General features: G+C 43.9%; 21 protein-coding genes. 13 read left to right on the forward strand and 8 right to left on the reverse strand.

Features of this window, described 5'->3' with window-relative positions:
• The first annotated feature begins 76 nt into the window (after positions 1–76).
• The 3 genes from J2W55_RS07865 (at position 77) to J2W55_RS07875 (ending at position 1868) form a co-directional block, all read left to right on the forward strand.
• A complete protein-coding gene (locus J2W55_RS07865; RefSeq protein WP_310093951.1) occupies positions 77–466 on the forward strand; it encodes an HYC_CC_PP family protein in 390 nt (129 codons plus the stop codon).
• Between the two features lie 77 nt (positions 467–543).
• Entirely contained in the window at positions 544–1044 is a 501-nt protein-coding gene (locus J2W55_RS07870; protein ID WP_310093954.1) for a heavy-metal-associated domain-containing protein, read from the forward strand.
• A gap of 23 nt (positions 1045–1067) precedes the next feature.
• Positions 1068–1868, forward strand: a complete 801-nt coding sequence (locus J2W55_RS07875; RefSeq protein WP_310093956.1) for a hypothetical protein — start codon at positions 1068–1070, stop codon at positions 1866–1868.
• 116 nt (positions 1869–1984) lie between these two features.
• Here the strand turns inward: J2W55_RS07875 and J2W55_RS07880 are convergent, their stop codons facing one another.
• The gene (locus J2W55_RS07880; RefSeq protein WP_310093958.1) at positions 1985–2899 is read right to left on the reverse strand and encodes a DUF8428 domain-containing protein; all 915 of its coding nucleotides are present in this window, start codon (positions 2897–2899) and stop codon (positions 1985–1987) included.
• Between the two features lie 348 nt (positions 2900–3247).
• On the opposite strand from J2W55_RS07880, the gene J2W55_RS07885 reads away from it, so the two are divergent.
• On the forward strand, positions 3248–4810 hold the full coding sequence (locus tag J2W55_RS07885; protein ID WP_310093961.1) for a glycoside hydrolase family 10-like protein: 1563 nt from the start codon (positions 3248–3250) through the stop codon (positions 4808–4810).
• Between the two features lie 12 nt (positions 4811–4822).
• Here J2W55_RS07885 and J2W55_RS07890 read toward each other — a convergent pair whose 3' ends face one another.
• The 6 genes from J2W55_RS07890 to J2W55_RS07915 all read right to left on the reverse strand — a co-directional run bounded on the left by J2W55_RS07890 (position 4823) and on the right by J2W55_RS07915 (position 12166).
• On the reverse strand, positions 4823–5611 hold the full coding sequence (locus J2W55_RS07890) for a DUF1835 domain-containing protein (protein WP_310093964.1): 789 nt from the start codon (positions 5609–5611) through the stop codon (positions 4823–4825).
• 85 nt (positions 5612–5696) lie between these two features.
• A complete protein-coding gene (locus J2W55_RS07895; RefSeq protein ID WP_310093968.1) occupies positions 5697–6434 on the reverse strand; it encodes a carboxypeptidase-like regulatory domain-containing protein in 738 nt (245 codons plus the stop codon).
• A gap of 250 nt (positions 6435–6684) precedes the next feature.
• Complete coding sequence (locus J2W55_RS07900) at positions 6685–10017, reverse strand: vitamin B12-dependent ribonucleotide reductase (protein WP_310093970.1); 3333 nt, start codon at positions 10015–10017, stop codon at positions 6685–6687.
• 242 nt (positions 10018–10259) lie between these two features.
• A complete protein-coding gene (locus tag J2W55_RS07905; RefSeq protein WP_310093972.1) occupies positions 10260–11540 on the reverse strand; it encodes a replication-associated recombination protein A in 1281 nt (426 codons plus the stop codon).
• Between the two features lie 105 nt (positions 11541–11645).
• On the reverse strand, positions 11646–11948 hold the full coding sequence (locus J2W55_RS07910; RefSeq protein ID WP_310093974.1) for a type II toxin-antitoxin system RelE/ParE family toxin: 303 nt from the start codon (positions 11946–11948) through the stop codon (positions 11646–11648).
• On the reverse strand, positions 11933–12166 hold the full coding sequence (locus tag J2W55_RS07915) for a hypothetical protein (protein ID WP_310093975.1): 234 nt from the start codon (positions 12164–12166) through the stop codon (positions 11933–11935). The genes J2W55_RS07910 and J2W55_RS07915 overlap by 16 nt, the downstream gene beginning before the upstream one ends.
• A 70-nt stretch (positions 12167–12236) precedes the next feature.
• Between J2W55_RS07915 and J2W55_RS07920 the strand changes: the two genes are divergently transcribed.
• Positions 12237–12902 (forward strand): DNA-3-methyladenine glycosylase family protein, encoded by a 666-nt coding sequence (locus J2W55_RS07920; RefSeq protein ID WP_310093977.1) that lies wholly within the window; start codon positions 12237–12239, stop codon positions 12900–12902.
• A 127-nt stretch (positions 12903–13029) separates the two neighbouring features.
• On the opposite strand, the gene cphA is transcribed toward J2W55_RS07920, so the two are convergent.
• Positions 13030–15657, reverse strand: a complete 2628-nt coding sequence (gene cphA, locus J2W55_RS07925; protein ID WP_310093979.1) for a cyanophycin synthetase — start codon at positions 15655–15657, stop codon at positions 13030–13032.
• A 158-nt stretch (positions 15658–15815) separates the two neighbouring features.
• Here cphA and J2W55_RS07930 point away from each other — a divergent pair, with 158 nt between their 5' ends.
• From J2W55_RS07930 to dinB, 8 genes are all read left to right on the forward strand, one after another.
• Positions 15816–16739, forward strand: coding sequence for a cyanophycinase (locus J2W55_RS07930; RefSeq protein WP_310093982.1), 924 nt, complete (start codon positions 15816–15818; stop codon positions 16737–16739).
• A gap of 94 nt (positions 16740–16833) precedes the next feature.
• On the forward strand, positions 16834–17676 hold the full coding sequence (locus J2W55_RS07935; RefSeq protein ID WP_310093985.1) for an isoaspartyl peptidase/L-asparaginase: 843 nt from the start codon (positions 16834–16836) through the stop codon (positions 17674–17676).
• A gap of 275 nt (positions 17677–17951) precedes the next feature.
• Positions 17952–18449 (forward strand): hypothetical protein, encoded by a 498-nt coding sequence (locus tag J2W55_RS07940; protein ID WP_310093987.1) that lies wholly within the window; start codon positions 17952–17954, stop codon positions 18447–18449.
• Between the two features lie 188 nt (positions 18450–18637).
• Complete coding sequence (locus J2W55_RS07945; protein WP_310093988.1) at positions 18638–20782, forward strand: carboxy terminal-processing peptidase; 2145 nt, start codon at positions 18638–18640, stop codon at positions 20780–20782.
• Between the two features lie 170 nt (positions 20783–20952).
• A complete protein-coding gene (locus J2W55_RS07950) occupies positions 20953–22050 on the forward strand; it encodes a ligase-associated DNA damage response exonuclease (RefSeq protein ID WP_310093990.1) in 1098 nt (365 codons plus the stop codon).
• Positions 22047–23663 carry an ATP-dependent DNA ligase gene (locus J2W55_RS07955; protein WP_310093992.1) on the forward strand — a complete coding sequence of 539 codons (1617 nt, stop codon included), beginning with the start codon at positions 22047–22049 and terminating at the stop codon, positions 23661–23663. Before J2W55_RS07950 ends, J2W55_RS07955 begins: the two co-directional genes overlap by 4 nt.
• Before the next feature lie 68 nt (positions 23664–23731).
• Positions 23732–24193 carry a MaoC family dehydratase gene (locus tag J2W55_RS07960; RefSeq protein WP_310093994.1) on the forward strand — a complete coding sequence of 154 codons (462 nt, stop codon included), beginning with the start codon at positions 23732–23734 and terminating at the stop codon, positions 24191–24193.
• Positions 24194–24437: 244 nt separating this feature from the next.
• On the forward strand, positions 24438–25556 hold the full coding sequence (gene dinB / locus J2W55_RS07965; protein ID WP_310093996.1) for a DNA polymerase IV: 1119 nt from the start codon (positions 24438–24440) through the stop codon (positions 25554–25556).
• Positions 25557–25849: the final 293 nt, after the last annotated feature.

Here is a 25849-nt window from a genome sequence, read left to right on the forward strand (position 1 = left end):
GTTTTAGACGGCGCGCATTTATCATTAATATCTAAAAACAATTTGTAGTCAATGAGTTAAATAGTATTTTTGTTATATGATAAAAAGGTCAGGAGCTTTCTTATTAACCATAATGTACACGGTTACGGTGCTGGGTTTTGCGCTTAACCTGCATTATTGTGGTACCAGGATAGCTTCTGTTCAAATTGATTCGCCTGCTATTAACAGCAAAATGAAGCAGGCCTGCGGCAAAATGAGGTGCTGCAAAGACAAGCAATTACAGATCAAAGTAAAAGATGCCCACCAGGCAGAACCTTTCTCTATCTTGTCAAAGCTTTTTGGCTTTGAAATTACCCGTTTATCTTTCAATAACTTCTTTCCACCTTCGCAGCAGCCATCTACAGATGTATCTTTTGAACGCGGACCGCCAGATAGTCTCTGGCAAAACATAGCCTTATTTATTAAAAATTGTATTTTTCGTATTTGATAAACATTAATTGCCTGTACTGTGAGATAGCGATAAAATTATCGCGGATTATTTTATAACAATTAATTAAGATCAAAATGAAAACCATCAAAATATTCATCCTAATACTTACCCTTACCGTTACTGCAGCCCATGCCCAGTTTACCAAAGCCGAGCTACAAGTTAGCGGCCTTACCTGCGCCCTTTGCGCCAAATCAACCGAAAAGGCTTTACGCAGCCTTCCTTTTGTGAGTGATATTAAAACCGATCTGATGCGTAATTTATACCTCATTACTTTTAAAAATGATGTACCTGTAAATTTTGAACAGATCAGCAAAAAGGTTCAGGGATCCGGCTTTTCGGTAAACAGTCTTAAAGCCACCTTTAACTTTGATAATACTCAAATTGCCGACAATCATTTTAGCTATAATGGCGATACCTACCGGTTATTGAATGCTGCCGATAAAACCTTTAGCGGAAGTGTTAATTTCACAATAGTTGATAACGGATTTGCGCCAAAATCGGTTTCAAAAAAATACCTGAGTCAGGTAACCGATGCTACCCCGGCAAGCGGCCGCGTTTATCATTTAGCTATATAAGTCTTCCTTAAAAATTCATCACTATGAAGACTATTTTATTGGCTATTTGCCTTGCGGCAATAACCTGCCCTGCATTTGCGCAGGAGCTTTATGTAAATACGGAGCCAGCCAGCAATATGGCCACCGGATCATTAGGCCTCCGTATTGAAAACCAGGGATTTTTTAAACCCGACTATAAAAACAGGAGCACTTTTGAAGCCATGTATGGCGTTAGCCGGCATTTAATGGTGCACAGCTCCATATATGTTTCTGATTATTATAACAGCAGCCAGCACTTTGAAGGGGGCAGCATATATGCCAAATACCGGTTTTTATCAATTGATACGGTACAAAGGCATTCGCGCGCAGCTTTTTTCATTAAAGCATCGAGCATTAATAATCCCTTGCCTAACCAGGAAATAACATTAGAAGGCGATAACTCAGGCCTGCAAAGCGGCGTAGTGTTCACGCAGCTTTTGCATAAACTGGCACTTTCGGGCTCGGCGAGTTATTTGCGCGCCTTTGACAACAGGGGCGGCTATATGCTGCCCTTGTCACAGGCCAGAAATGCTATAGCCTATACTTTATCAGCGGGATATCTGATGTTTCCGCGCAATTATCAAAATTACCAGCAGGTAAATGTTAACCTGTATGTTGAGCTGCTGGGCAAAACCAACCCGGGCCACGGGCAAAGTTACCTGGACGCTGCACCCGGGTTACAGTTTATTTTTAACAGCGTTTGCCGCCTTGACCTTTCATACCGTGCTCCGCTTTATAATGATATGTTACGCAACAGCAAAAACATGTACCTGATCAGGCTGGAGTATAACTTTTTTAATTTGTGATGCCGTGCCCATAATCAGATGCGATTATTAAAAACAGCTTGTCATAACAAAAGCGCCCTGTTCCGGATAACCAGAACAGGGCGCTTTTTGATTTTATAGTTGATTAACCTTACAGCTTATTTGAGGGTAAAGCCTGTTTTACCCATAGTACCCGCATCTGCATAAAGCAATACGGTATAAGTGCCCTTTTGAAACGGAAGATTAGGGTTAACCCAATCAATAGTGTACAGGCTGCCATCATCCTTAAAATCAATTGATGTTTTATAGGTATACTGCAAATCCTGGTTATCAGCGCTAAACGTTCCGCCATCAACCGGGGTTATCAGGTTGCCTGTAGGATCAATAATACGTACATAAACATCATGCAAGCCCTTTATAGCTATGCTATTGCTGGCCACTGTAAAATTGATCTTAATTTTTTTGGCCGGGCCGGCACGTGAAACGTCAACTTCTTTACCACTGCCTTTAATTTTATAGGCTACCACATTTGCTGTTGCCAGCTTGAGCGCCTGCGCCACTTTTACTTTCGCATCCAGGTCCTGGTTTTGCTTGGTGAGCGTATCGGCTTTTTTAGCAACGGTGGCAAGGCTGGTTTTTAAAGTATCCCTTTCTGTGGTGAGCGATTGGTTTTGTTTCTTCAGCTCCTCAATATCCGCAGTGTATTTGGTTACAAAATACCTCAGCTGTTTTACATCTTCCTGAGCCTTTACCAGTTCGGCATGGGTAAGTTTACCCTTGGCCAACTGCGTTCTTAATACTTTGATCTTTGCCCTTAAAGAATCGTTCTTGGCCTGCATCTGTTGCGACATTTTTGCTTTCCCGGCATTTACCTGCTCAATTTGTGATTCAAGACTGTCAAGTTCGGTTTGCAAACGTGTTTGTTCATCATGCTGATACACTACTTTGATATCTGATTTGTTTTTTTGCAAATACAGATACACATCAGTACCTAATAAAGCCAATACCACCACAATGAGGAAATAAATGACATTCGAGTTTTTCTTAGATGGTTGACCGGATTGATTTTCCATAGCAATTAAATGTTTAATGTTTTAATACAGTTAAAAAGCAAAGCTGTTTTAAAAAAAGCAGCTATTTAACTATTGGGTTTAATTTACAAGCATATCTATAAAAAACGATATTTTGTGCTTTACCTGTATTTTTACAAGTTGCCAGCGTTCCTGTGCTCACCGTTACTAAACGTTGAAACACTAAAATTATGATTTTTAAAAGAATTATGGGTAAATAATTATGTTTGGTAACGTTAAAAATAAGCACAAAAAGCTTAAATCACAATAAAGCTGCAAATTTTATACTTGATATAAAACTGCTACGTTATGAGTTTTATATCTTTGCAGCTTTTAATTTAATTCTTATTGATGCATAAATTTCGCCAATTTATACTTCTGATCATACCCCTGTTTACAATTGTAGCCGTTAATGCACAGCCGGCAGAACCTTCAGCCGAGCCTGTATTGGTAAAAACTGAACCTAAACGCGAGTTTAGAGGTGTATGGATAGCCACAGTAGTAAATATTGACTGGCCAACCAGCACACGGCTTACGCCCGACAAGCAAAAACAGGAATTGCTGGATATATTAAATTCGCACCAGGAAACCGGTATCAATGCGGTAATGCTGCAGGTGAGGCCCGCTGCTGATGCCTTTTATGCCAAAAGCCGCGAGCCGTGGTCAAAATATTTAACCGGTAAACAGGGCCAGGGCCCTACCCCCGCTTATGATCCGCTGGAATTTGCTATAACCGAGGCACACAAGCGCGGTATGGAACTGCATGCATGGTTTAACCCCTACCGTGCCACCTTTGACGGAAATTTTGCCGCGCTGAGTCCGCAGCATATCACTAAAATAAAACCCGAATGGTTTTTTACTTACGGCGGCATCAAAACCTTTAATCCGGGCCTGCCCGAAGTGCGCGACTATATTGTGCAGGTAATACTTGATGTGGTTGATAACTATGATGTTGACGGCATACACATGGATGATTATTTTTATCCGTACCCTATTGCCGGGCAAAAAATAAACGATGAGGAAACCTTTAAGCAGTACGGCGAAGGCTATGATAATATAAAGGATTGGCGCCGGCACAATGTTGACCTGCTGATAAAAATGATAGGCGACAGCGTACACGCGCATAACCCCGACATTAAATTTGGTGTAAGTCCGTTTGGAATATGGGCCAATAAGGCTCAGAACGACGAGGGGTCTGAAACTAATGGTGGTTCATCCTATTATGAAAACTATGCAGATACCCGTAAATGGGTAAAAGAAGGTTGGGTGGATTACATTGATCCGCAGCTTTACTGGCCGATAGGCAACAGATCAGCCGATTTTGAAAAATTGCTGGATTGGTGGAGCGATAATACCTTTGGCAGGCACCTGTATATAGGGCAGGCGGCTTACCGCATTAATGAACGCAAAACCCTGGCCTTTAAAAATCCGGCGCAGCTGCCCAATCAAATCAATTTAATGCGTGATAATCCCAGGGTACAGGGCAGTGTTTATTTTAGCTCAAATTCCATTACCGGTAACCCGCTTGGGTTTACCGATTCGCTTCGCAATAATTACTATCGCTATCCCGCTTTACCGCCCCCTATGCTTTGGCTTGATTCCATTGCTCCTAACGTACCGCGCGATTTAACCGCAAAGGCAGTACTTAACCACGTACAACTGAAGTGGATGGTACCAACATTAGCTAAAGACGAGCAACCGGTTTATGGTTATGTGATATACCGGTTTAATGATGGCGATAAGATAAATATAGACGACCCTAAAAATATTCTGCATATTCAATACAATACCAATTTAGCTTATGAGGATAATACCGTGCAAAGGGGTAAAACCTATTTATATGTAATTACTGCTATTGACCGGCTAAAAAACGAAAGTGACCGTTCGCCAACCATTGCGGTAAAAGTCCCGTAAGCTTTGGCATTTTTAGAGGTTAATGAGTTGCTTTTCTTTTAACCGGTTCAGATAAATATCAATTTCCAGATCGCCCATACCAAATATCTTTTCCGTATCCCAAAAAGCGGCAAATATGGCCGACCGTGTTTTAGCGCCGCTCTTGTAAATATCCAGCAAGCGCTGTTCAATATAGGTTAAGCCCTGCGCGTTGGTTTCCATCCGTTTTAAGTGTGCTTGCAACGCCGGTTTAAGTAAGGGAACAGCTCCCCAAAATGAATTTTCATTGAGCCACCGCTGCAATTCAGCAGTATCGCCGGCAACATATAATTGCCAGGCTTCAGCAGCCAGCTCAAATTCCCATTCGTTAAGTCGCTCCCGCCCGTCATACAGTTCTTCAAATTGTTCGCCGCTCAACTCGCCAAGGCCCCGGGCAAAGTTAAACTGAACACAATCGGCAAGGCAAATAAGATAAATGGCTGGGGCAGACATATCCGTTTTTCCTGAAAGCATGCGCAATACGCCCAGCAAGTTCACCTGGCAATGCAAATCGAACTCAAACCAAAGGTTGATCTCCGTATAGGTACTATTCAGCTTCCCGAGTTCATCTATAACTTTATGCTGATACCCCTCCGGCGATTCGTTGAAAGTACTGGTTATCCAATTGGAACGTGCACTCCAGAAGCTACCCGATAAGATATTTTCCTGCAGCGGACCTTCAGAGAGGACTTCGCGCCACACCATTACATCGCCGTCGAGGCCGGTTTCATTAAAACCCGATAGCGCGGCATCACCATTTAAAATATGCAATATGTTACTCATAGGATTATCGTAATTAATAGCAAAACAACAGCTTTAATTGTTGAATGAATATCAATTATGAAAATAAATTTAAGAAAACATCTGATCATTTAGTTTGATGCAGGGTATCGCTCCTGAATTTACTGATACTGGCTTTAATATATGCCCTGATATCATAATCGGTCATCTTTTTAATTTGATCAATACAGGGTCTGTATTGGTCCATAAAATTCAGCAGGGAATCATTTTTGAGGCTGGTAAGTTGTGTTACCAGCTCCTCACCAAACTTGCTGTCAATATATCTGTTCTGCTCATCCCTTATCAGCACTTTTTTAAATTTGTATTCCTTGCTGTGTTTGTAGGTTAAAGCTCTGATAAATTGTGAAGGAACAATAGTGATACCTGCAGCCTGCAACGGCCCAGGATTGCGCGAAACCACAATAATGTCTTTTAATTTAGGTGCCGAGCTGTTAAATTCCCTTGCAAACATTTTACGGTTATTCAGGGAGTCTTTCAGCCGGTTTCTTTTGGCTGTTACATAAACTTCGTTCAATTCTATAACGGCCTGGTCTAAAGCTATATGTACATTCTTATTTACCGATGGAGCAATTGGCAGCACATATAATTTATAACCCTGCATTTTTATTCTTACGGTGTCGGCAGGCTTAACCACATTAATGGTAAATTCTCCCAACAGGCCGCTAATAGTTGTTGCTTTCGATGAGGTGATCCAAGCGCCGGTGATAGTTTGCCCGGTTTTCTTATCAGTTACTATACCGCTTATTGTTTGCCCATAGGAGCATACACCGATACAGGCTATAAACAGAATAAGCAGGCAGCGCATATCTTTGACATTTGATCATCAAACTATTACAAACATAACCGCCGGGTACGACTTGCCGAATTGGTTTAACATTTTTTAACCCGATATACTCCCCTGCTATGGTTAACGTACTAAGGCATCTACTTTCTGTGGCCAGTAAATCCTATCAGATGCTTTGGAAACGGGATGGCACTGGATAAATGCCAACAAACAAAGCCCCGCTTATGGCGGGGCTTACACACTAACTATTATAACAGAACAAAGACGCTAATTAAGAGCAACCCATAGAGTTGCCGCAGTTAAGGCATTTATAACAAGTGCCAGAACGCACGGTGGTATGGCCGCACACATTGCAGCTTGGAGCATCACTCTGCACGCCCATACTCAGGTCTACCGACAGGCCTTGTTTTTTACCGCTGAAGCCGTCTACAGCTGCCGGTTTATTAACAGGCACATATACATTGCTTTCGTCAGTATTAATATCCTCATCGCCCATTTGCGGATTGCCCAATATGCCGTTCTTATCAGTAATGATATGCACCAGGTCGGTACGGTCCTGGTATTCATAACCCAGCATCCTGAAAATGTAATCAATAATACTTGTAGCGCTCTTTATATTGGCATGTCCGGTTACCATACCGGCAGGCTCAAAACGGGTAAAGGTAAATTTCTCTACATACTCTTCCAGCGGTACGCCATACTGCAAACCAACCGAAACCGCAATAGCAAAACAGTTCATCAGCGAGCGGAAAGTAGCGCCTTCTTTGTGCATATCCACAAATATTTCACCCAGGGTGCCATCCTCATATTCACCGGTGCGCACAAATACGGTTTGCCCGTCAATAATAGCTTTTTGGGTAAAGCCCCTGCGTTTAAAGGGCAGATTCTTTTTTTGCACCACGCGCGATAGCTGGCGCATAAAATTGGTGTCTTTAGATTTTTCCATGATGGCCATTGCAGCCTCAATCACCTGTTCAGAGGTTAGGTCGCTTAGTTTTACATTGGCTGCCTCGCCCAATACTTCCTCCACGGTATCCAGCTTTTCGTCAGCTTGTTCCTTAGCATCTGATTTGGTTGACAGCGGCTGCGATAATTTACAACCATCACGGTAAAGCGCGTTGGCTTTAAGGCCCAGCGCCCATGACTGCTCATAACAATCCTTGATCTCATCAACGGTAGCCTCGTTAGGCAGGTTAATGGTTTTGGATATAGCACCCGAAAGAAAAGGCTGCGCGGCGGCCATCATTTTAATATGTCCGTGTGCATGTATATAGCGTTCGCCTTTGGCGCCGCATTTGTTAGCACAATCAAATATGGGATAATGTGCTTCCTTTAAGTATGGCGCACCTTCAATGGTCATGGTTCCGCATATGTATTCGTTGGCTTCGGCAATCTGTTTTTTGCTGAAACCCAGGCTGCGCAACACGTTAAAGTCAGGTGCGTTGTATTGTTCGGCTGTAATACCCAGGCGTTTCAGGCACTCTTCGCCCAATGTCCAGATATTGAACGCAAAACTGATCTCAAATGCCGATACCAGTCCTTTGTCCAGCTTTTCCAGCTCGTTATCAGTAAAACCCTTAGCCTTAAGCGAGTCGGTATTAATGTGCGGGGCATCTTTTAAAGTGGCCGTACCTTTTGCGTAGTTTACAATGGCGGTAACTTCATGCTCCCGGTAACCCAGGTTGCGCAATGCCTGGGGCACTGCCTGGTTAATGATCTTGAAATAACCGCCGCCTGATAATTTTTTGAATTTTACCAGTGCAAAATCCGGCTCGATGCCGGTTGTGTCGCAGTCCATTACCAGCCCTATAGTGCCGGTTGGGGCAATAACGGTGGTTTGGGCGTTACGATAACCGTACTTTTCGCCCATTTCAACTGCCTTGTCCCAGGCGTTACATGCGGCCGAAAGCAAGTAATCCGGGCAGTATTTAGGGTTGATGCCCGGAGGGGCTATCTCTAAATTCTCATAATTTTCGGTAGAGTTATAAGCAGCATAGCGATGGTTGCGCATTACGCGCAGCATGTGCTGTTTATTATCATTGTATTTGCGGAACGGCCCAAGCTCGCGCGCCATTTCGGCCGAGGTGGCGTAGGCGGTACCTGTCATGATAGCCGTAATAGCACCGCCAATAGCCCGTGCCTTATCGCTGTCATACGGAATGCCGTTTACCATCAGCGCTGAGCCTAAGTTGGCATAACCTAAACCTAAAGTGCGATAATCATAAGATAACTGCGCAACCTCTTTGGATGGAAATTGCGCCATCAGCACGGATATTTCAAGTACAATAGTCCATATACGGCAGGTGTGCTCAAATCCTTTCACATCAAACACCCGGGTTTCGGGATCAAAAAAATGTGCCAGGTTGATAGAGGCCAGGTTACAGGCAGTATTATCCAGGAACATATATTCCGAACATGGGTTCGATGCGTTGATGCGCCCGCCTTCGGGGCATGTATGCCACTCGTTTATGGTACTGTCAAACTGTACGCCGGGGTCGGCACAGGCCCAGGCTGCAAAAGCAATATCGTCCCATAGTTTTTGCGAGGGGATGGTTTTGGTAGTTTTTCCGCTCATGCGGCTTTTCAGTTCCCAGGGAGCTCCTGCTTTTAAAGCATGAAAAAAACTGTTAGGAACACGTACTGAGTTATTGGAGTTTTGGCCCGATACGGTGCGGTAAGCTTCGCCCTCATAATCTGACGAATAGCCCGCGGCTATGAGCGCCGCTACCTTTTTTTCTTCCTCCACTTTCCAGTTCACAAAACCTTCAATTTCGGGGTGGTCAAGATCAAGGCAAACCATTTTGGCTGCCCGGCGGGTAGTACCGCCCGATTTGATGGCCCCCGCGGCCCGGTCTCCAATTTTTAGGAATGACATAAGGCCTGATGAATAACCACCGCCGGCAAGTTTTTCTGTTTCGCCGCGAATCTTCGAGAAGTTGGTGCCTACGCCCGAGCCATATTTGAATATGCGGGCTTCACGTACCCAAAGGTCCATGATACCACCTTCGTTCACCAGATCATCATCAACCGAAAGAATAAAGCAGGCATGTGGCTGCGGCCGTTCGTAAGCCGATGTTGATTTACTCAGCACTTCGGTAACGGGATCAACAAAATAATGCCCCTGCGGCTTACCGGTAATGCCATACGAGGTATGCAGCCCGGTATTGAACCATTGCGGCGAATTTGGCGCTGCCAGTTGCCCTACAATGGTATAAACTATTTCGTCATAAAATATGTCAGCATCTTTTGATGTGGCAAAATAGCCATAACGCTGGCCCCAGTATTTCCAACAGTTGGCCATGCGGTGGGCAACCTGTTTTATGCTTTTTTCTGACCCGCTTGTACCATCGGGTTGCGGTACGCCCGCCTTACGAAAATATTTTTGTGCCAGTATATCAGTAGCCACCTGCGACCATGTAGAGGGTACTTCTACATCATTCATTTCAAAAACCGCGTCGCCCGAAGGATTACGGATTACTGATGATTTTTTTTCGTACTTAAAAAGGTCAAATACATTAATGGCTTCGCTGGTAAAATAACGTGTTGTTTTAAGCCCTTTCCCGTTGTTTGAATCGGATTTTTTTGGAGCATTATTCCTGGCCATAGTTTAATAGTTTGATGAGGTGTAAAATACTATTTCAAAACATTAGGGTGTTTTAATCAAAGCTATTATTATCACTATCATCATACTATTCAGAGTTTTCCACACATGTCGATTAGTAGGCCCCTGTATGATATATTGATTTATAATTAACTTATTATTAGTATATTACCGTGTTAATAATTAAAATAAAGGAAATTTAACAGCCAACCGGGACCCTATGTGAGCCCGTTTTGGCAATAAGTTCAATACTTATATTTATCGCCCCAAAGTTTTCTTAGTTTTTCTTTTGATTCATTTTCTTTGGCGTTATTGCCGGGCTGGTAAAGCTGGGTGCCTTTAACCGCGTCGGGTAAAAAGTCGAGCTCCGTAAAATTGCCTTCATAGCTATGGGCATATTTATAATCTTTTCCATAGCCAATATTTTTCATGAATTTGGTTGGTGCATTGCGCAGGTGAAGTGGAACCGGCAAGTCGCCGGTTTGACGCACCAGTGCTATTGCCGCCCCAATTGCCGTTGTTGCCGAATTACTTTTAGCAGATGTTGCCAGGTAAATAGCTGTTTGCGACAAAATAAGCTGCGATTCGGGCATACCTATTTTATTTACAGCTTCAAAACAGCTTTGTGCCAGCAAAAGCGCGTTAGGGTTTGCATTGCCAATATCCTCAGATGCCAGGATAAGCATCCGGCGGGCAATGAACAAGGGATCCTCACCCCCAACAATCATGCGGGCCAGCCAGTACACCGCCCCGTTAGGGTCTGAACCCCGCATAGATTTAATGAAGGCCGAAATGATATCATAATGCTGTTCGCCGGTTTTATCATACAAGGCCATATTTTGCTGTACATGTTCCAGTACCACTTCGTCGGTTAAAACTATTTCGGTGGTATCAAAGGCATTTACCAGCAACTCGAATATATTGAGCAGTTTGCGTGCATCGCCCCCCGAAAGGCGCAGCAACGCTTCATGGTCTTTAATAATGATCTTTTTGTTCTGCAGCACCACGTCCTCCTTCATGGCTTTATCCAGCAGGTTAAGCAGGTCTTCTTCGGCCAAAGGCTGCAGGATATACACCTGGCAGCGCGACAGTAAAGCCGAGATCACCTCGAACGATGGATTTTCGGTAGTAGCACCTATCAGGGTCACTATGCCGCGCTCTACAGCTCCCAACAGGGAATCTTGCTGTGATTTGGAGAAACGGTGTATCTCATCAATAAATAATATAGGCAGCGTTTCGCCCTGTTCTTTTAACAAGGATGCTTTTTCAATTACTTCCCGCACGTCTTTTACACCGGAGTTGATGGCGCTCAATGAAAAGAACGGACGGTATAATGATTGCGAAATGATATAGGCCAGCGTAGTTTTACCCACCCCGGGAGGCCCCCAAAATAACATGGATGGTAACGAACCGGATTCTATGGCTTTACGCAAAACCGCACCCGGACCAACCAGGTGTTTTTGCCCCACATAATCGTCAAGCGACCCTGGGCGCATACGTTCGGCTAAAGGAGGCAGATTGTTCATATTGTAAAAATCAGAAAACAAATTGCTAAATCCTAAAAAAATTAGCAATTAATCGATATTAACCTCCTGCGTCATTGCGGTACGAAGCAATGTCAGAAAAAGTATTTAGATCTTATTCTTTTTAGGATTTTGCCGGTTATCAATAAAAGTGATCAGTTCAATGGTTTTACTTTTAGGCTTTATCCTGTAAACCAATGAAACTTGTTTGATTATTACACCGATGTGTGTATGTTTTATTCTTGCAGATTTACGAAACATTAAAGGTTGGGTCTGTAACGTTTCGAGATACTCATTTACACGAGCTGTAAAATCGAATATCTCTTTTTCTGTCCAATGTTCTTCTAAATAAGCTATTCTTTTGCTAAATGTTTGAACAGCCTTTTTAGTCCATACTATTTCAATCCCCATTTCCCGAATAGTTTTACGACTTCGGCATGAGCAACAGTTTCGCCGCGATCTGCTTCGGCTAAACCTTCCATTACGTCTTTTTGCCGCTCATCACTCAACTCATCGAACCAATCAGCTTTTCTGCCTGATAAAAAGGCCTTTACATCCATGATCAATCCTTCATCATTGGTATTCATGATGGTTTGCAAAAGATTTAATTTCTCCGCTTGAATGTTCATACTATTCAATTTAATGCTAAAATAATTATTTATTTTGTCAAAAGCACATCAATTGATCAACAACAACCAAATGTTTAAACAGTTTAACCAATCCAACTATCGCGCCATATGTGATGAACTTGCTTCGGCTGATGCTGATTTGGCCCATATCATTAATACCTATGGTTACCCGCCGTTATGGTCAAGGCCAAATACGTTCGAAACATTGGTGCACATTATCCTGGAGCAGCAGGTGTCATTGGCATCGGCACTGTCGGCATTGAATAAGTTACGCGAATATATACAGGAAATTACGCCGGCAAGGGTGCTGCTGCTTACCGACGAGGAGTTTAAAGCCTGTTATTTCAGTCGTCAGAAAACAACGTATACCAAACACCTGGCCGGGGCCATCATCAGCGGACAGATCAACCTGGCCGAACTGGAGCAATTGCCTGATGAGGAGATCCGCGCTAAACTAACCTCCCTTAAAGGCATCGGCAACTGGACTGCCGATGTATACCTGATGTTTGTGCTGCAGCACGCCGATATTTTCCCTATTGGCGATTTGGCGGCAGTGAACGCATTGAAGCGGGTAAAGTCATTACCCAAAGAAACTACGAGAGAAGAACTGCTTGCTGTCACAGAACAATGGGCTCCCTATCGTACCGTTGCGAGTATGCTACTATGGCATTATTATTTGTCGGCCCCCGCCCACCGGACTCCTAAAGGTGGAGTTGTCGAGCAAATCAATAAATAAAAAGTCATTTCGAACGAAGCAATCTTTATACTATACAAAACGTGCTCTGTATAGCGTAAAGATTGCTTCGCACCTTACAATATTGAAGATATCCGTTCAAAAAGCTCGCCTTTAAGGGGCTTGGACGCTAAACGTTAAACAACCCGTTACGTTCCTGCTCCTGGTAATTTTGCACAGTTTCAATGGCGTTATCAACCACATCGCTCAGGGCGGTGATGAAAGCCCCTGGTTTGGCCAAACTCATGGCATGTTTAATGGCATCAACCTCTTTAGGCACAATCTCTATAGGTTTATCAGGATCAACCGAGCGGATCCCTTCGCTAAGCAAACTCAAAATATTTTCGGCAGTACGGCCGCGAAGGTGTTTTTCCTGGCGGAGGATGATATAATCAAACATCCCGGCCGATATTTTACCCAATTCGCGGATGTCGTCATCACGCCTGTCGCCCGTACCTGCTACAATACCAATTTTTAGCGGTGAATCGATATGTTTTAAAAACTCTTTGATGCCGTTATAACCATCTGGATTATGCGCAAAATCAATCATAAACCTAAAGTCTTTGAACTCAAAAATGTTCATGCGCCCAGGGGTTTGCGCTGCCGACGGGATGAAAGTTTCCAATGACATTTTTATATCCTCGGTTTTAAATCCCCATAAAAATGCGGCAAGGGTTGCAGCCAGTACATTCTCAATCATAAAAGGAACCGTACCCCCAAAAGTAAGCGGTATCAGGATAGTACGTTGTACGCGTATCTTCCAATCGCCCTTTTGTATGGTGATAAAACCATTTTCACAAACGGCTGCAATACCACCCTTACGGCAATGTGATTTAATGATAGGATTGTTTTCGTTAAGGCTAAAGTAGGCAATGTTGCAATCGGCTTTATTGCCTATACGTACACAATGTTCATTATCGGCATTTAAAACGCCCCATCCATCTTTTTTAACAGAATTAAGCACTACACTTTTTACCCGGGCCAGGTCATCAAGCGTATGAATATCTGCCAATCCCAGGTGATCTGCCTGTATATTGGTAACTACACCAATATCGCAAAAACCAAAACCCAGGCCCGAGCGCAGGATACCGCCGCGGGCGGTTTCCAGTACGGCAAAATCAACCGTGGGGTCTTTTAATATGAACTCGCTGCTTACCGGGCCGGTAGTATCACCCTTAAGCATCATATTGTTTTGCACGTAAATACCGTCAGACGTGGTAAAGCCCACTCGGTGCCCGTTGTTTTTTACAATATGGGCTATCAGGCGTGTGGTAGTGGTTTTACCATTGGTGCCGGTAATAGCAATAATAGGTATCCTGGCCGACTTCCCTGTTGGGTATAACATATCCAGCACATGGCCGGCAACATTGCGCGGCAAGCCCTCGCTTGGGGCAATATGCATACGGAAACCCGGTGCGGCATTTACTTCCAGCACTACACCGCCATTTTCAGTAAGCGGCTCGGTCAGGTTCACGGCCATAATATCAATGCCGCATATATCCAGCCCGATAATTTTCGATATGCGCTCGCAGATAAAAATATTCTGTGGGTGCACATGGTCGGTAACATCAACAGATGTACCGCCCGTGCTCAGGTTGGCGGTCGATTTTACAAAAACCTTTTCATCCTTTGCCGGTACAGTTTCAAGCGTATAGCCTTTCTTTTCAATGAGGTCGAGCGTATCGCGGTCAATATCAATAAGCGTTAATACATTCTCATGTCCGTAACCACGGCGGGGGTCGGCGTTTTCCTTATCTATAAGTTGTTGTATGGTTGATAAGCCATCACCAATAATATGTGCAGGGTCGCGCAGGGCGGCAGCTACCATTTTATTATCAATTACCAATACCCTGAAATCATACCCGGTAACAAAGCGTTCCACAATTACCCTACGCGATATACGGGCAGCATGTTCATAGGCAGCAATCGCGTCTTCCTCTGTTTGTATGTTGATGGAAATGCCGCGCCCGTGGTTGCCATCAAGCGGTTTAAAAACCAGCGGGAATCCCACTTTACGTATGGCTTCGGCCACCCCTTCAACTGATGAAATGGTAATACCTTTGGCAACAGGTATGGCCTGCTCCTGCAGCATACGCTTGGTTTCGTCTTTATTACTGGCAATATCAACGGCAATACTGCTGGTTTTTTCGGTCATGGTGGCGCGGAAACGTACCTGGTTTTTACCATAGCCCAGCTGTACCAATGATTGATTGTTGAGCCTTATCCAGGGAATGTCCCTTGCAATGGCTTCTTCAACAATAGAGCCTGTACTTGGTCCTAAACGGGTATTTTCACGGATCTCGCGCATTTGTTGTATATCAGCATCCAGGTCATAATCTTCCCCATTTATCAGCGCTTGTGCAATACGCACTGCCGACTCGGCAGCAAAAACACCAACTTTTTCTTCCAGGTAGGCAAAAACCACGTTATATACACCTTTGGTCTTGGTTTCGCGGGTGCGGCCAAAGCCGGTATCCATTCCTGCAAGCGTTTGAATTTCGAGCGCTATATGTTCAATAACATGCCCCATCCAGGTACCTGCAATTACCCGCTGAAAAAAACCGCCGGGCACGCCGGGCGAACAGCGATGGGTATACAGGCTGGGCAACAGGCTTTCAAGCCGCTCATAAAACCCATCAATCTCATTGGTGGGCCTGTGCTCCATCTCCTGCAGATCAAGCCGCATTTGTATTAATTTTTTACGACGGATGCTCCAGATGTTTGGCCCACGTAATACTTGAATATTCTCGATCTTCATAAGTTGATTAGCAATTTTTAAACCGGCTTAATTTCTCTAAAACTATAAAACTTACCAGTGTAAATAAAACTTTATAGCTAAAAAGGCATTAAATGTTTACAATAGTCTGCGTATGTGCGGGTTTTTATCTTAATTTGTATTAATATATTGTTAAAATTATGATTGTCCCGAAAGGAAAACTAATAATTATAGGCGGAGCGGTTGATATGGGAAGCAATGTTACTATCCAGGAACACATCATGCAACCCGATTATATTAAGTTTTTTGAACAGGGCATTTTAAAACGCATTATTACCGAATCTGCCAAACATGATGGCTCTTTAATTGAAGTAATAACCACTGCGTCACAAATTCCTGAACTGGTTGGCAACGAATACATCAAGGCCTTTGGCCAGTTAAATGTTACCAATGTTAATGTTCTGCACATAAAAAGCCGCGAGGATACAACTAACCCTGAATATCTTGAGCGTATCCGTAAAGCCGATGTAGTGATGTTCAGCGGTGGCGATCAGCTCAGGCTTACCGCCATTTTTGGAGGTACCGAGTTTTTACAGATATTAAAACAACGTTATCAAAAAGAAGCTTTTGTAATAGCGGGCACATCCGCAGGAGCAGCGGCAGCTTCAACCCACATGATCTATCGCGGTCAAAGTAACGAGGCACTTATCAAGGGCGAGGTACAAATTACGGCGGGATTAGGCTTTATTGATTCGGTAATTGTTGACACACACTTTGTACAGCGCGGCCGCATTGGCAGGCTCATGTATGCAGTGGCCACCAATCCGGGAATTTTGGGCATTGGCCTGGGCGAAGATACCGGCCTGCTGATCACCGAAGGTTATATGATGGAAGCTATAGGCTCCGGACTGATCATCCTGGTGGATGGACGCAATATCGTGGCAACCAACATTTATGATGTAGAGCTGGGCTCGCCGGTTTCTATTGATAACCTCAAAGTACATGTAATGTCTATTTTTGACAGATATGACCTGACACAACATCGTTTGATCATTAAAAAAACTGTTAAAGTAGAGGAGGGCGTTTTTATACATGCACCTGATAGTGGCGATCTGCTGCAATAAATAAACCTATATCTTTGTTTAATATAGATATGTTATCCTGAGCTTTTGGGCATAACAGAAAATATTTTTTTGAAGATCCATTAACTTCGTTAAAATGAAGATTATTATACATGGCGGTTTCTTTAGCGAATCGCGCACCAACCAGGAGGTAAAACAAGCCAAGCAAGAAGCTTTAAAAGAAATTGTGGAGCTGGGTTATAAATACCTGCTTACACATACTGCTATTGAAACGGTAGTATTTGCTGTACGTTTGCTTGAAGATTGCGACCTTTTTAACGCCGGCACCGGCTCACAGATACAAAGCGACGGTAAAATAAGGTTGAGCGCATCACTCATGGACGGCAAAACCCAGCGTTTTTCGGGTGTGATAAATATTGAGGATGTAAAGAACCCCATCTGTATAACAGAAAAGTTATTGGCTTATGACGACCGCGTTTTAAGCGGCAAGGGCGCCCGTGATTTTGCCCGCAATAATGGCGTGCCTTATTATAACCCCGAAACGCCGCAGCGCCGCCAGGAATATGAAAAAAAACTAAAGGACTCTATCAGGCTGGGCACAGTGGGCTGCGTTGCGCTTGATTTGTATGGAAATCTGGCCTCGGCAACCTCAACCGGGGGTAAAGGCTTTGAAATACCGGGCCGGGTAAGTGATTCGGCAACTACGGCGGGCAACTATGCCAATGCCCACGCTGCAATTTCATGCACCGGCGTAGGCGAAGATATTGTAAGCGGGTCAGTAGCTACAAAAATTGTTACCCGCGTTACCGACGGCATGCCGCTGCCAATAGCCACCGATAAAACACTTGATGAATTAAAGCCTTTTAACGGTTTTGCAGGCGTTATCGGAATATCAGCCGAGGGTCATATTTACCATGCGGATACGCACCCTTATATGGTTTGGGCCCTCCATGACGGCGATATTGAAGTTTTTGAATAAATTAAAAAAATTAATTATAACATTGGGTGCCATCGCTACGTTAAAGGGACTGATTTAGTAATTACTGTGTTACAGGTATTGCTTGCCTTTAATATATTATTATATTTGTTTACTGATTAATTTATTTTAAGCCCAGTCAAAAAGATTAAATGAGATTCATTTTACTTGTAATCTTCTGTTCCCTTAGCCTTTCTGTGTCTGCACAGTGGTATAAGTATAACCCCTTTAAAAAGCATACCCGCTATCCGCAAATTGCTCTTTTAAAGGACCATTCCATGAAAAGATTACCCGTTGCCCATATTGCAAATACCCGTATTATGTACGCCAAAATTGAGCGTACCCCTTATGCGCTTTTGCTTATGGAAGCCTCAGTTATGAAAACAGCTCAGCATAACATGCGTTTCCGCGTTTATAATTCTGCAAGCTACAATTTTAGCGACCTTGCGCAAATGTATTTGAAGCAGAACAGGTTATCAGAAGCCAAGTGGTATTTACTGCAAAGCTTACAGATATCGCGACAGCAAAATGATAACAGGCACACCATTACCAATCTGATAAACCTGGCTGCCGTAAAAACCGGCTATGGCGATTTTGCACAGGCTAAACAGGATCTTGTTGAGGCCCGCGGCCTGGCCAGTTCACTTGGCCTTACCATGGATGTAGCCGCTGTTGACAAGCAAATGCATTATCTTGAGGATAACAAGAACACGCTAAAAACAGAAATTCGCTATGCCGAAACGGCTGACGCTGACCCCAAACCCGCTATAAAGTAACTTTTTTATGTAACATTAGCGTAAAATGCTAAGTGCTTATATACTACAAGTAAAACATTATCGTATAATTGTTATTGTAATATGAGAGACAGTATTATCACTGTCTCTTTTTATTTACATTAGCAATTTAATAATAGGCACAAGTATTGATGTTTTACACACACCCCGATTTAACTACAGTAAAAGATATGTTTAAGAAAGTATATTTAGTATTGGTGCTGGCCGCTGCTCTTGCTTGTAAAGCATCGCCGTCAAAACCTGTAAAAGTTCCCGGTTCAACCGATCTGCAGCCCGATGAGCAACAAAGTGTTGTTTGTAAACAGGTGGCATCCCTCATATCAAATTATAATTATAAGAAGGTTGATTTGAACGACTCGATCTCCGAAGTTATATTTAACCGTTACATTAAGTCGCTTGACGAAAACCACAGCTACTTTTTAGCTTCTGATGTAGCAAGTTTTGATAAATATAAAACCGTACTTGACGATGATCTGAAAAGCGGCAATTTAAATGACGCTTTTTACATATTCAACGTTTTTCAAAAACGGTACATTGAGCATGTAAACTATTCGCTGGCTCAGCTTAATAAAAATTTTGATTTTGATAAAAAAGAATCATTTGTTTATGACCGTGACAAGCTGCCATGGCCCGCTACCCAGGCCGAAATGGATGCCATGTGGTCAAAACGCGTAAAATACGATCTGCTAAACCTCAAATTAGCCAATAATGACATGGCTAAAAATAAGGAGACGCTTAAAAAAAGGTATCAGAACTTATTGTCGCAGGCAAATAAGCTGTCAAACCAGGATGTTTTTCAATACTTCATGGATGCCTTTACCGAGGCTATTGACCCGCATACTAACTACTTTAATCCATCAAACGCGGCCAATTTTAATATCGAGATGTCGCGTCAGTTAGAGGGTATAGGCGCATCGCTTGCTGTAGACAATGAATATGTCACCATTAAAACAATAGTTCCGGGCGGTCCTGCCGATAAAAGCAAACTCGTAAATATTGATGACCGTATTGTTGGTGTTGCACAAGGTAAAACCGGCGATTTCCAAAATGTAGTTGGCTGGCGCATTGAAAACGCTATAGCTTTAATACGCGGCACCAAAGGCACAATTGTAAGGCTTGAGATATTGCCTGCAGGAGCCGCGGCAGGTAGTAAACCAAAGGTAATTGAACTGGTACGCGAGAAGATCATTTTAAAAGATCAATCAGCCAAAAAAGAGATCCGTACGTATAACAGTAATGGTAAAACAGTTAAAATAGGTGTTATTGCCATACCTGCGTTCTATATCGATTTTAATGATTACAAAGCAGGCAATCCAAATTACAAAAGTACAACGCACGATGTTAAGCTGATATTAGACACCCTGAAACGTGAAAACGTGGATGGCATAGTGATCGATCTGCGCGAAAACGGCGGCGGTTCACTGATGGAAGCCATTGAACTTACCGGCCTGTTCATTAAAACCGGTCCGGTTGTACAGGTAAAAGACACTAAAGAACAGATTGAAGTTGATAAAGACGATGATCCGGCGATAGCTTATGCTGGACCGTTAGGCATCCTGGTTGACCGTTTCAGTGCCTCGGCATCTGAAATATTCTCTGGCGCTATACAAGATTATGGACGCGGCATTATCCTGGGCACCCAAACCTATGGTAAAGGCTCTGTTCAAAGCGCCATTGACCTTGACCGTGTATTGGGTTCGCCAATCCGCGATAAGATCAAGCAGCTGGCAGGTGCGGCAACAGGTGGAAAAAAAGCAGTATCAACCGGTAGCCAGAGCACTTATGGTCAGCTTAATTTAACCATAGCTAAATTTTATCGCATCAGTGGTAATTCAACACAACACAAAGGGGTAACACCTGATATCTCGTTCCCGTCATTGATCCCATTGGATAAATATGGTGAGGACACTGAGCCATCAGCCATGCCTTTTGATATCATCGCTAAAACCGATTATACCAAAACCGGCGATTTTACAGGCGTTTTGCCACAGCTAAAAAAGCTGCATGATCAGCGTATGGCTACCAGCGACAGTTACAAATACATGCTGGAAGACATTGCCGATTTTAAAAAGCATGACGCCGAAGACAATGTAAGCCTTAATGAGGCCGATTTGAAAAAGCAGCGTGACGCCGACGAGAAAAAATCATTAGAGCGTAACAACCTGCGCCGCGTCGCTTTAGGTTTACCGGCGCTTAAAAAAGGACAGGCAAAACCAAAAAATGAAGATCTGGATTTTGTAAAACGCGAGGCCGGCCAAATCCTTACCGACTACATTGGTCTTGAACCAAAGCTAACCAGCGTAAAACCGCAGTAAGCCCCCAGCCTCCTAAAAGGGAGTTCATGGGATTAACATATCAAACCCGGTTCTTTTCAGAGCCGGGTTTTATTGTTTATAACCTCAGGGCATGATGTAGGTTAGCAGTTCAAAAAGCCCCTTAAGGTGCAGGGCAAACTAATTCGCTTTCCAAAGGTTTAATAGGTAACATGGCTAAAAAACCGTTACTTGAATTTACCGAAAGCGGAATTTATTGCGCCCGGGGCAAATTTTATATTGACCCATGGAAGCCTGTTGATGATGCTGTTATTACCCATGCTCATGCCGATCATGCTTATTTGGGCCATAAACGCTATTTGGCGCATTATCTATCAAAAGAGGTGTTACGTTACCGCTTAGGTGAAATTCAGCTGCAGACCGTAGAATATGGTGAATCTGTGATAAAGAACGGTGTTTCCATATCTCTGTATCCGGCGGGTCATGTGGTCGGATCAGCGCAAATAAGAGTGGAATACCAGGGCGAGATATGGGTAGTATCCGGAGATTACAAATTAGAAAATGATGGCGTATCTACCGCATTTGAGCCAGTAAAGTGCCATCACTTTATTTCAGAATGCACCTTTGGGATGCCCGTTTATACCTGGAAACCCCAGGTACAAGTATTTGAGGATATAAATAATTGGTGGCGCGCCAATATACATCACGGCCTGGCTACTGTTTTGGTTGGTTACTCCCTGGGTAAGGCGCAACGCATATTGCAAAATCTCGATCTGTTTAACGGCAAAGTATATACTCACGGTGTCATCGAAAACACCAATGAGGCACTGCGGCGTAATGGCGTATCATTAAATCCGACCGAAAGAATTACCGTGGACTCTCCTAAAGAAGAGGTAAGAAAAGGGATTATTTTAGCTCCGCCTTCATCCGTTGGTACACCCTGGATGCGTAAATTTCAGCCTTATAGCTTTGGTTATTGCTCGGGTTGGATGGCTATTCGAGGAGCTAAACGCCGCCGCGCTGCCGACCGGGGTTTTGTATTATCAGATCATGCTGACTGGAACGGGCTTATTAGTGCTATTGACGCAACCGGCTGCGAAAGCGTTTACCTTACACATGGTTACACCGCAACCTTTTCAAGATATTTGAACGAGATTGGCTTCGACGCGCATGAGGTGCATACTTTGTATGGCGGAGAAGAAGAGGAAAATCCCGCAAGCCTACCCCAGGAGGAGCGCGAGCTTGAAAATCAAGTTGAAGACATAAACAATGCTCTCTCTGTTGAAGAGAACTTAGGAGGGGTTTCATGAGAGCTTTTGCCCAGCTTTTTCTGTCGTTGGATGAAACGAACAAGACCAATGAAAAGGTCAGGGTACTGAATGAGTATTTTACTACCGTGCCTGATACCGATAAAATGCACATGCTGGCCCTGTTTACCGGCCGCCAGCCGAAACGGCAGATCAATTCAACATTAATACGTACCTGGGCAATTGAAACATCAAATATACCGGCCTGGCTATTTGAGGAAAGTTACCATGTAGTAGGCGATCTTGCCGAGACCATGGCCCTGCTTATGCCCGAAACAGCAAGTACCAATAGCAAGACACTCACCGAATGGATTGCCGAAATCAATGCGCTAAAGGATAAAACCGAAGCCGAAAAAAAGTTATGGTTGCTGGAGTCATGGGCCATGCTTGATAGCCAGGAACGTTTTGTGTTTAACAAACTGCTTACCGGCAGTTTTAGGGTTGGCGTATCGCAAAACCTGGTGATCAAGGCCCTGGCGGATATTTCGGGATTAGAGGCCACAGTACTTACCCACCGGGTTATGGGCAGTTGGCTGCCTGAAACTTACCAATACGCGCAGCTGATAGAAGAGCAGGACGCGGCCGAAAACATATCCCGGCCCTACCCGTTTTTTCTGGCTTACCCCATTCAGGAAACTTCCGAAAGGCAGAAAATGCCAGACGAAGTTGGTGCAGCCCTTGGCGATGCCAGCGAATGGCAGGCCGAGTGGAAATGGGATGGCATACGTGCCCAGATGATCAAACGCAGTGGTGAAATATTTATATGGAGCCGGGGCGAGGACCTGGTTACCGAGAAGTTTCCTGAATTGCATCCCTTTTTAAACGCGCTGCCCGATGGTGTGGTAATAGACGGTGAGATCCTGGCCTTTAGCAATGGCCTGCCTATGCCGTTCAATATACTTCAAACCCGTATCGGTCGAAAAAATTTGAGTAAAAAAATACTGGACGAAAACCCGGTTGCTGTAATTGCTTATGATTGCTTGGAATATAATAAGGAAGATATCCGCTCCAAAACCCAGACAGAAAGGCGGGAAATACTGGAACAACTGCAGGCCGTTACTCCGTACCCTGAAATATTCAGGATATCGGTACTGATACCGTTTAGTACCTGGGACGAATTGGGTGAAATGCGCGGGCAATCGCGCGCCATGATAGCCGAAGGCATTATGCTGAAGCGAAAGAACGCCACTTACCAGGTTGGCCGTCGCCGGGGCGACTGGTGGAAGTGGAAAATAGATCCCTTGTCTGTTGATGCCGTGATGATCTATGCGCAAAAAGGCCACGGTCGCCGGGCCGATCTGTACACCGATTATACTTTTGCCGTTTGGGATGGCGATAAGCTGGTACCCTTTGCCAAAGCCTATTCGGGCTTAACTGATGCGGAGATCAACAAGGTAGATCATTTTGTTAAGCGTAACACGCTTGAGAAATTTGGTCCGGTTCGTACTGTAAAACCCGAGTTGGTATTTGAGATAGGCTTTGAAGGCATCAATAAATCAACAAGGCATAAATCGGGCATTGCCCTGCGGTTTCCGCGGATATTGAGGTGGCGGCATGATAAACCAAAAGAAGAGGCCGATACTTTAGAAAGTTTAAAAGCGCTTTTGGGCGAATAATAATTTTAATATTAGTTCACGTAATTAATTTATTACTTTGCCAGTTAAAAGCTATAAATAGTTTACCGATGATCATTATAAATAACTATAACGAATTTGAAACACTATTAGGTAAAGAACTGGGCGTATCCGCATGGCATACCATTACGCAGGAGCAGATCAATAAATTTGCCAATGCTACGCTTGATCACCAGTGGATACACACTGATCCTGAAAAAGCAAAAACCGAAAGCCCTTTTAAAACAACAATAGCACATGGTTACCTTACCCTGTCGCTGATCCCATATCTTTGGAAACAGATAGCCGATATCCGTAACCTTAAAATGGAAATTAACTATGGCATTGAAAACCTGCGTTTTGCCCAGCCTGTTTTGGTAAATGACAAGGTGCGGTTAAAAGTTAAACTCTCCAGCCTTATCAATTTACGCGGGGTTACCAAAACCACCATGTCCATCGAACTTGAAATAGACGGCCAAAAGAAACCTGCCTTTGCCGGCGACGTGGTTTTTCTGTACCACTTTATTGGGTAATACTATATGAGTTGAATGCGCTTGTCTGGCGGTTATACTCACAATCACACCGGCATTGCTTCGCTCGCCAACCCTCTCTTCGCCTTCGGCGGAAAGAGGGTTGGGAACTTTTCGTTTCTTTATTCTTTATCTCCTGCATAGCTCTTTTCAATTTTTTAAACGCCCTCGTGTAGCCACGTGAGTCTAACATCGCTTGGCCATTCTTTTTAGCAAAATGGCTCCGTATATTTGTATATCACACTGTATGCAAAACGAACCGGTCCAGATCATCCGCAAAATAATCCATATTGATATGGATGCCTTTTATGCATCGGTTGAGCAGCGCGACAACCCCGAATACCGCGGAAAGGCCCTGGTAGTTGGCGGCCTGCCGCAAGGCCGGGGCGGCGTAGTGGCCACTGCAAGTTATGAGGCGCGTAAATTTGGGGTTCGCTCGGCCATGTCATCAAAAAGGGCTTTGCAGCTTTGCCCGGATGCGATATTTGTGAGGCCGCGCTTTGCGGCTTACAATGAGGCATCGCAAAAGATCAGGGAAATTTTTAGCCGTTATACCGACCTGATCGAACCGCTATCTTTGGATGAGGCGTATCTTGATGTAACCAATGATAAACTGAATGTAGGCTCGGCCATTGAAATTGCCAAACAAATAAAACAGGCCATAAAAGACGAATTGCAGTTAACCGCTTCTGCGGGGGTGTCTATCAACAAATTTGTAGCCAAAATAGCATCCGATATCAACAAACCCGATGGATTGAAGTTTATCGGGCCTTCATCTATCGAAGATTTTATGGAGCGGCTGCCGGTTGAGAAGTTTTTTGGCGTAGGCAAGGTAACCGCCCAAAAAATGAAACAAATGGGACTACATACCGGCGCCGATCTAAAAAAACTCACTGAGGACGAACTGCTACGGCATTTTGGCAAAACAGGTAAATTTTACTACCAGATAGTTCGGGGGATTGATAACCGCGAGGTGCAGCCGCACCGGGAAACAAAATCGTTAGGAGCCGAAGATACCTTTGCTTATGACCTTACCACGCTGGAAGAAATGGAGGCCGAACTGGACAAAATTGCCTTAACCGTTTATAACCGCCTTATTAAATACGATTTAAAGGGCCGTACCCTTACCCTCAAAGTAAAATACAGCGATTTTAAGCAGATAACCCGCAACCAATCATTCCCTACAGCATTTAACGATCTGGAAACCATTAACAAAACGGCTAAACAACTCATAGCGGCCACAAATACCGAGGATGCCAGGATCAGGCTGCTGGGTATATCCCTCTCCAACTTTGGCGACGCCATACCAAAACAAAAAGCAGAGCGGCCAGCAGGCCCCGGCGATCAGTTGGCGCTGGAATTTTAGCTCCCAGGCTCAGTTATGATGTTCATGTTCACGCCGCGTGAACACCGTGAACAAACATGAACACTTGATAATCAACTGATTGAATATTCGCCACCCCCACATTCAGCCGAATAACGGCAATCTTCACTCCTTGTCTCTTGCTCCTTTATCTATGCTCTTGTTCCTTAATCCCGTGCCCCGTCTCCCATGTTCCGCACCCCTGTTTCCTTCCATTTTAAACACAAAATCAACTCTTTAAGTCAATTAAAAGCTCCTGTTAACAATTATTTAACAAAAAACTCTTCCAAATACAG

It is taken from the genome of Mucilaginibacter pocheonensis (assembly GCF_031456535.1).
Taxonomy (GTDB): Bacteria; Bacteroidota; Bacteroidia; order Sphingobacteriales; family Sphingobacteriaceae; genus Mucilaginibacter; species Mucilaginibacter pocheonensis.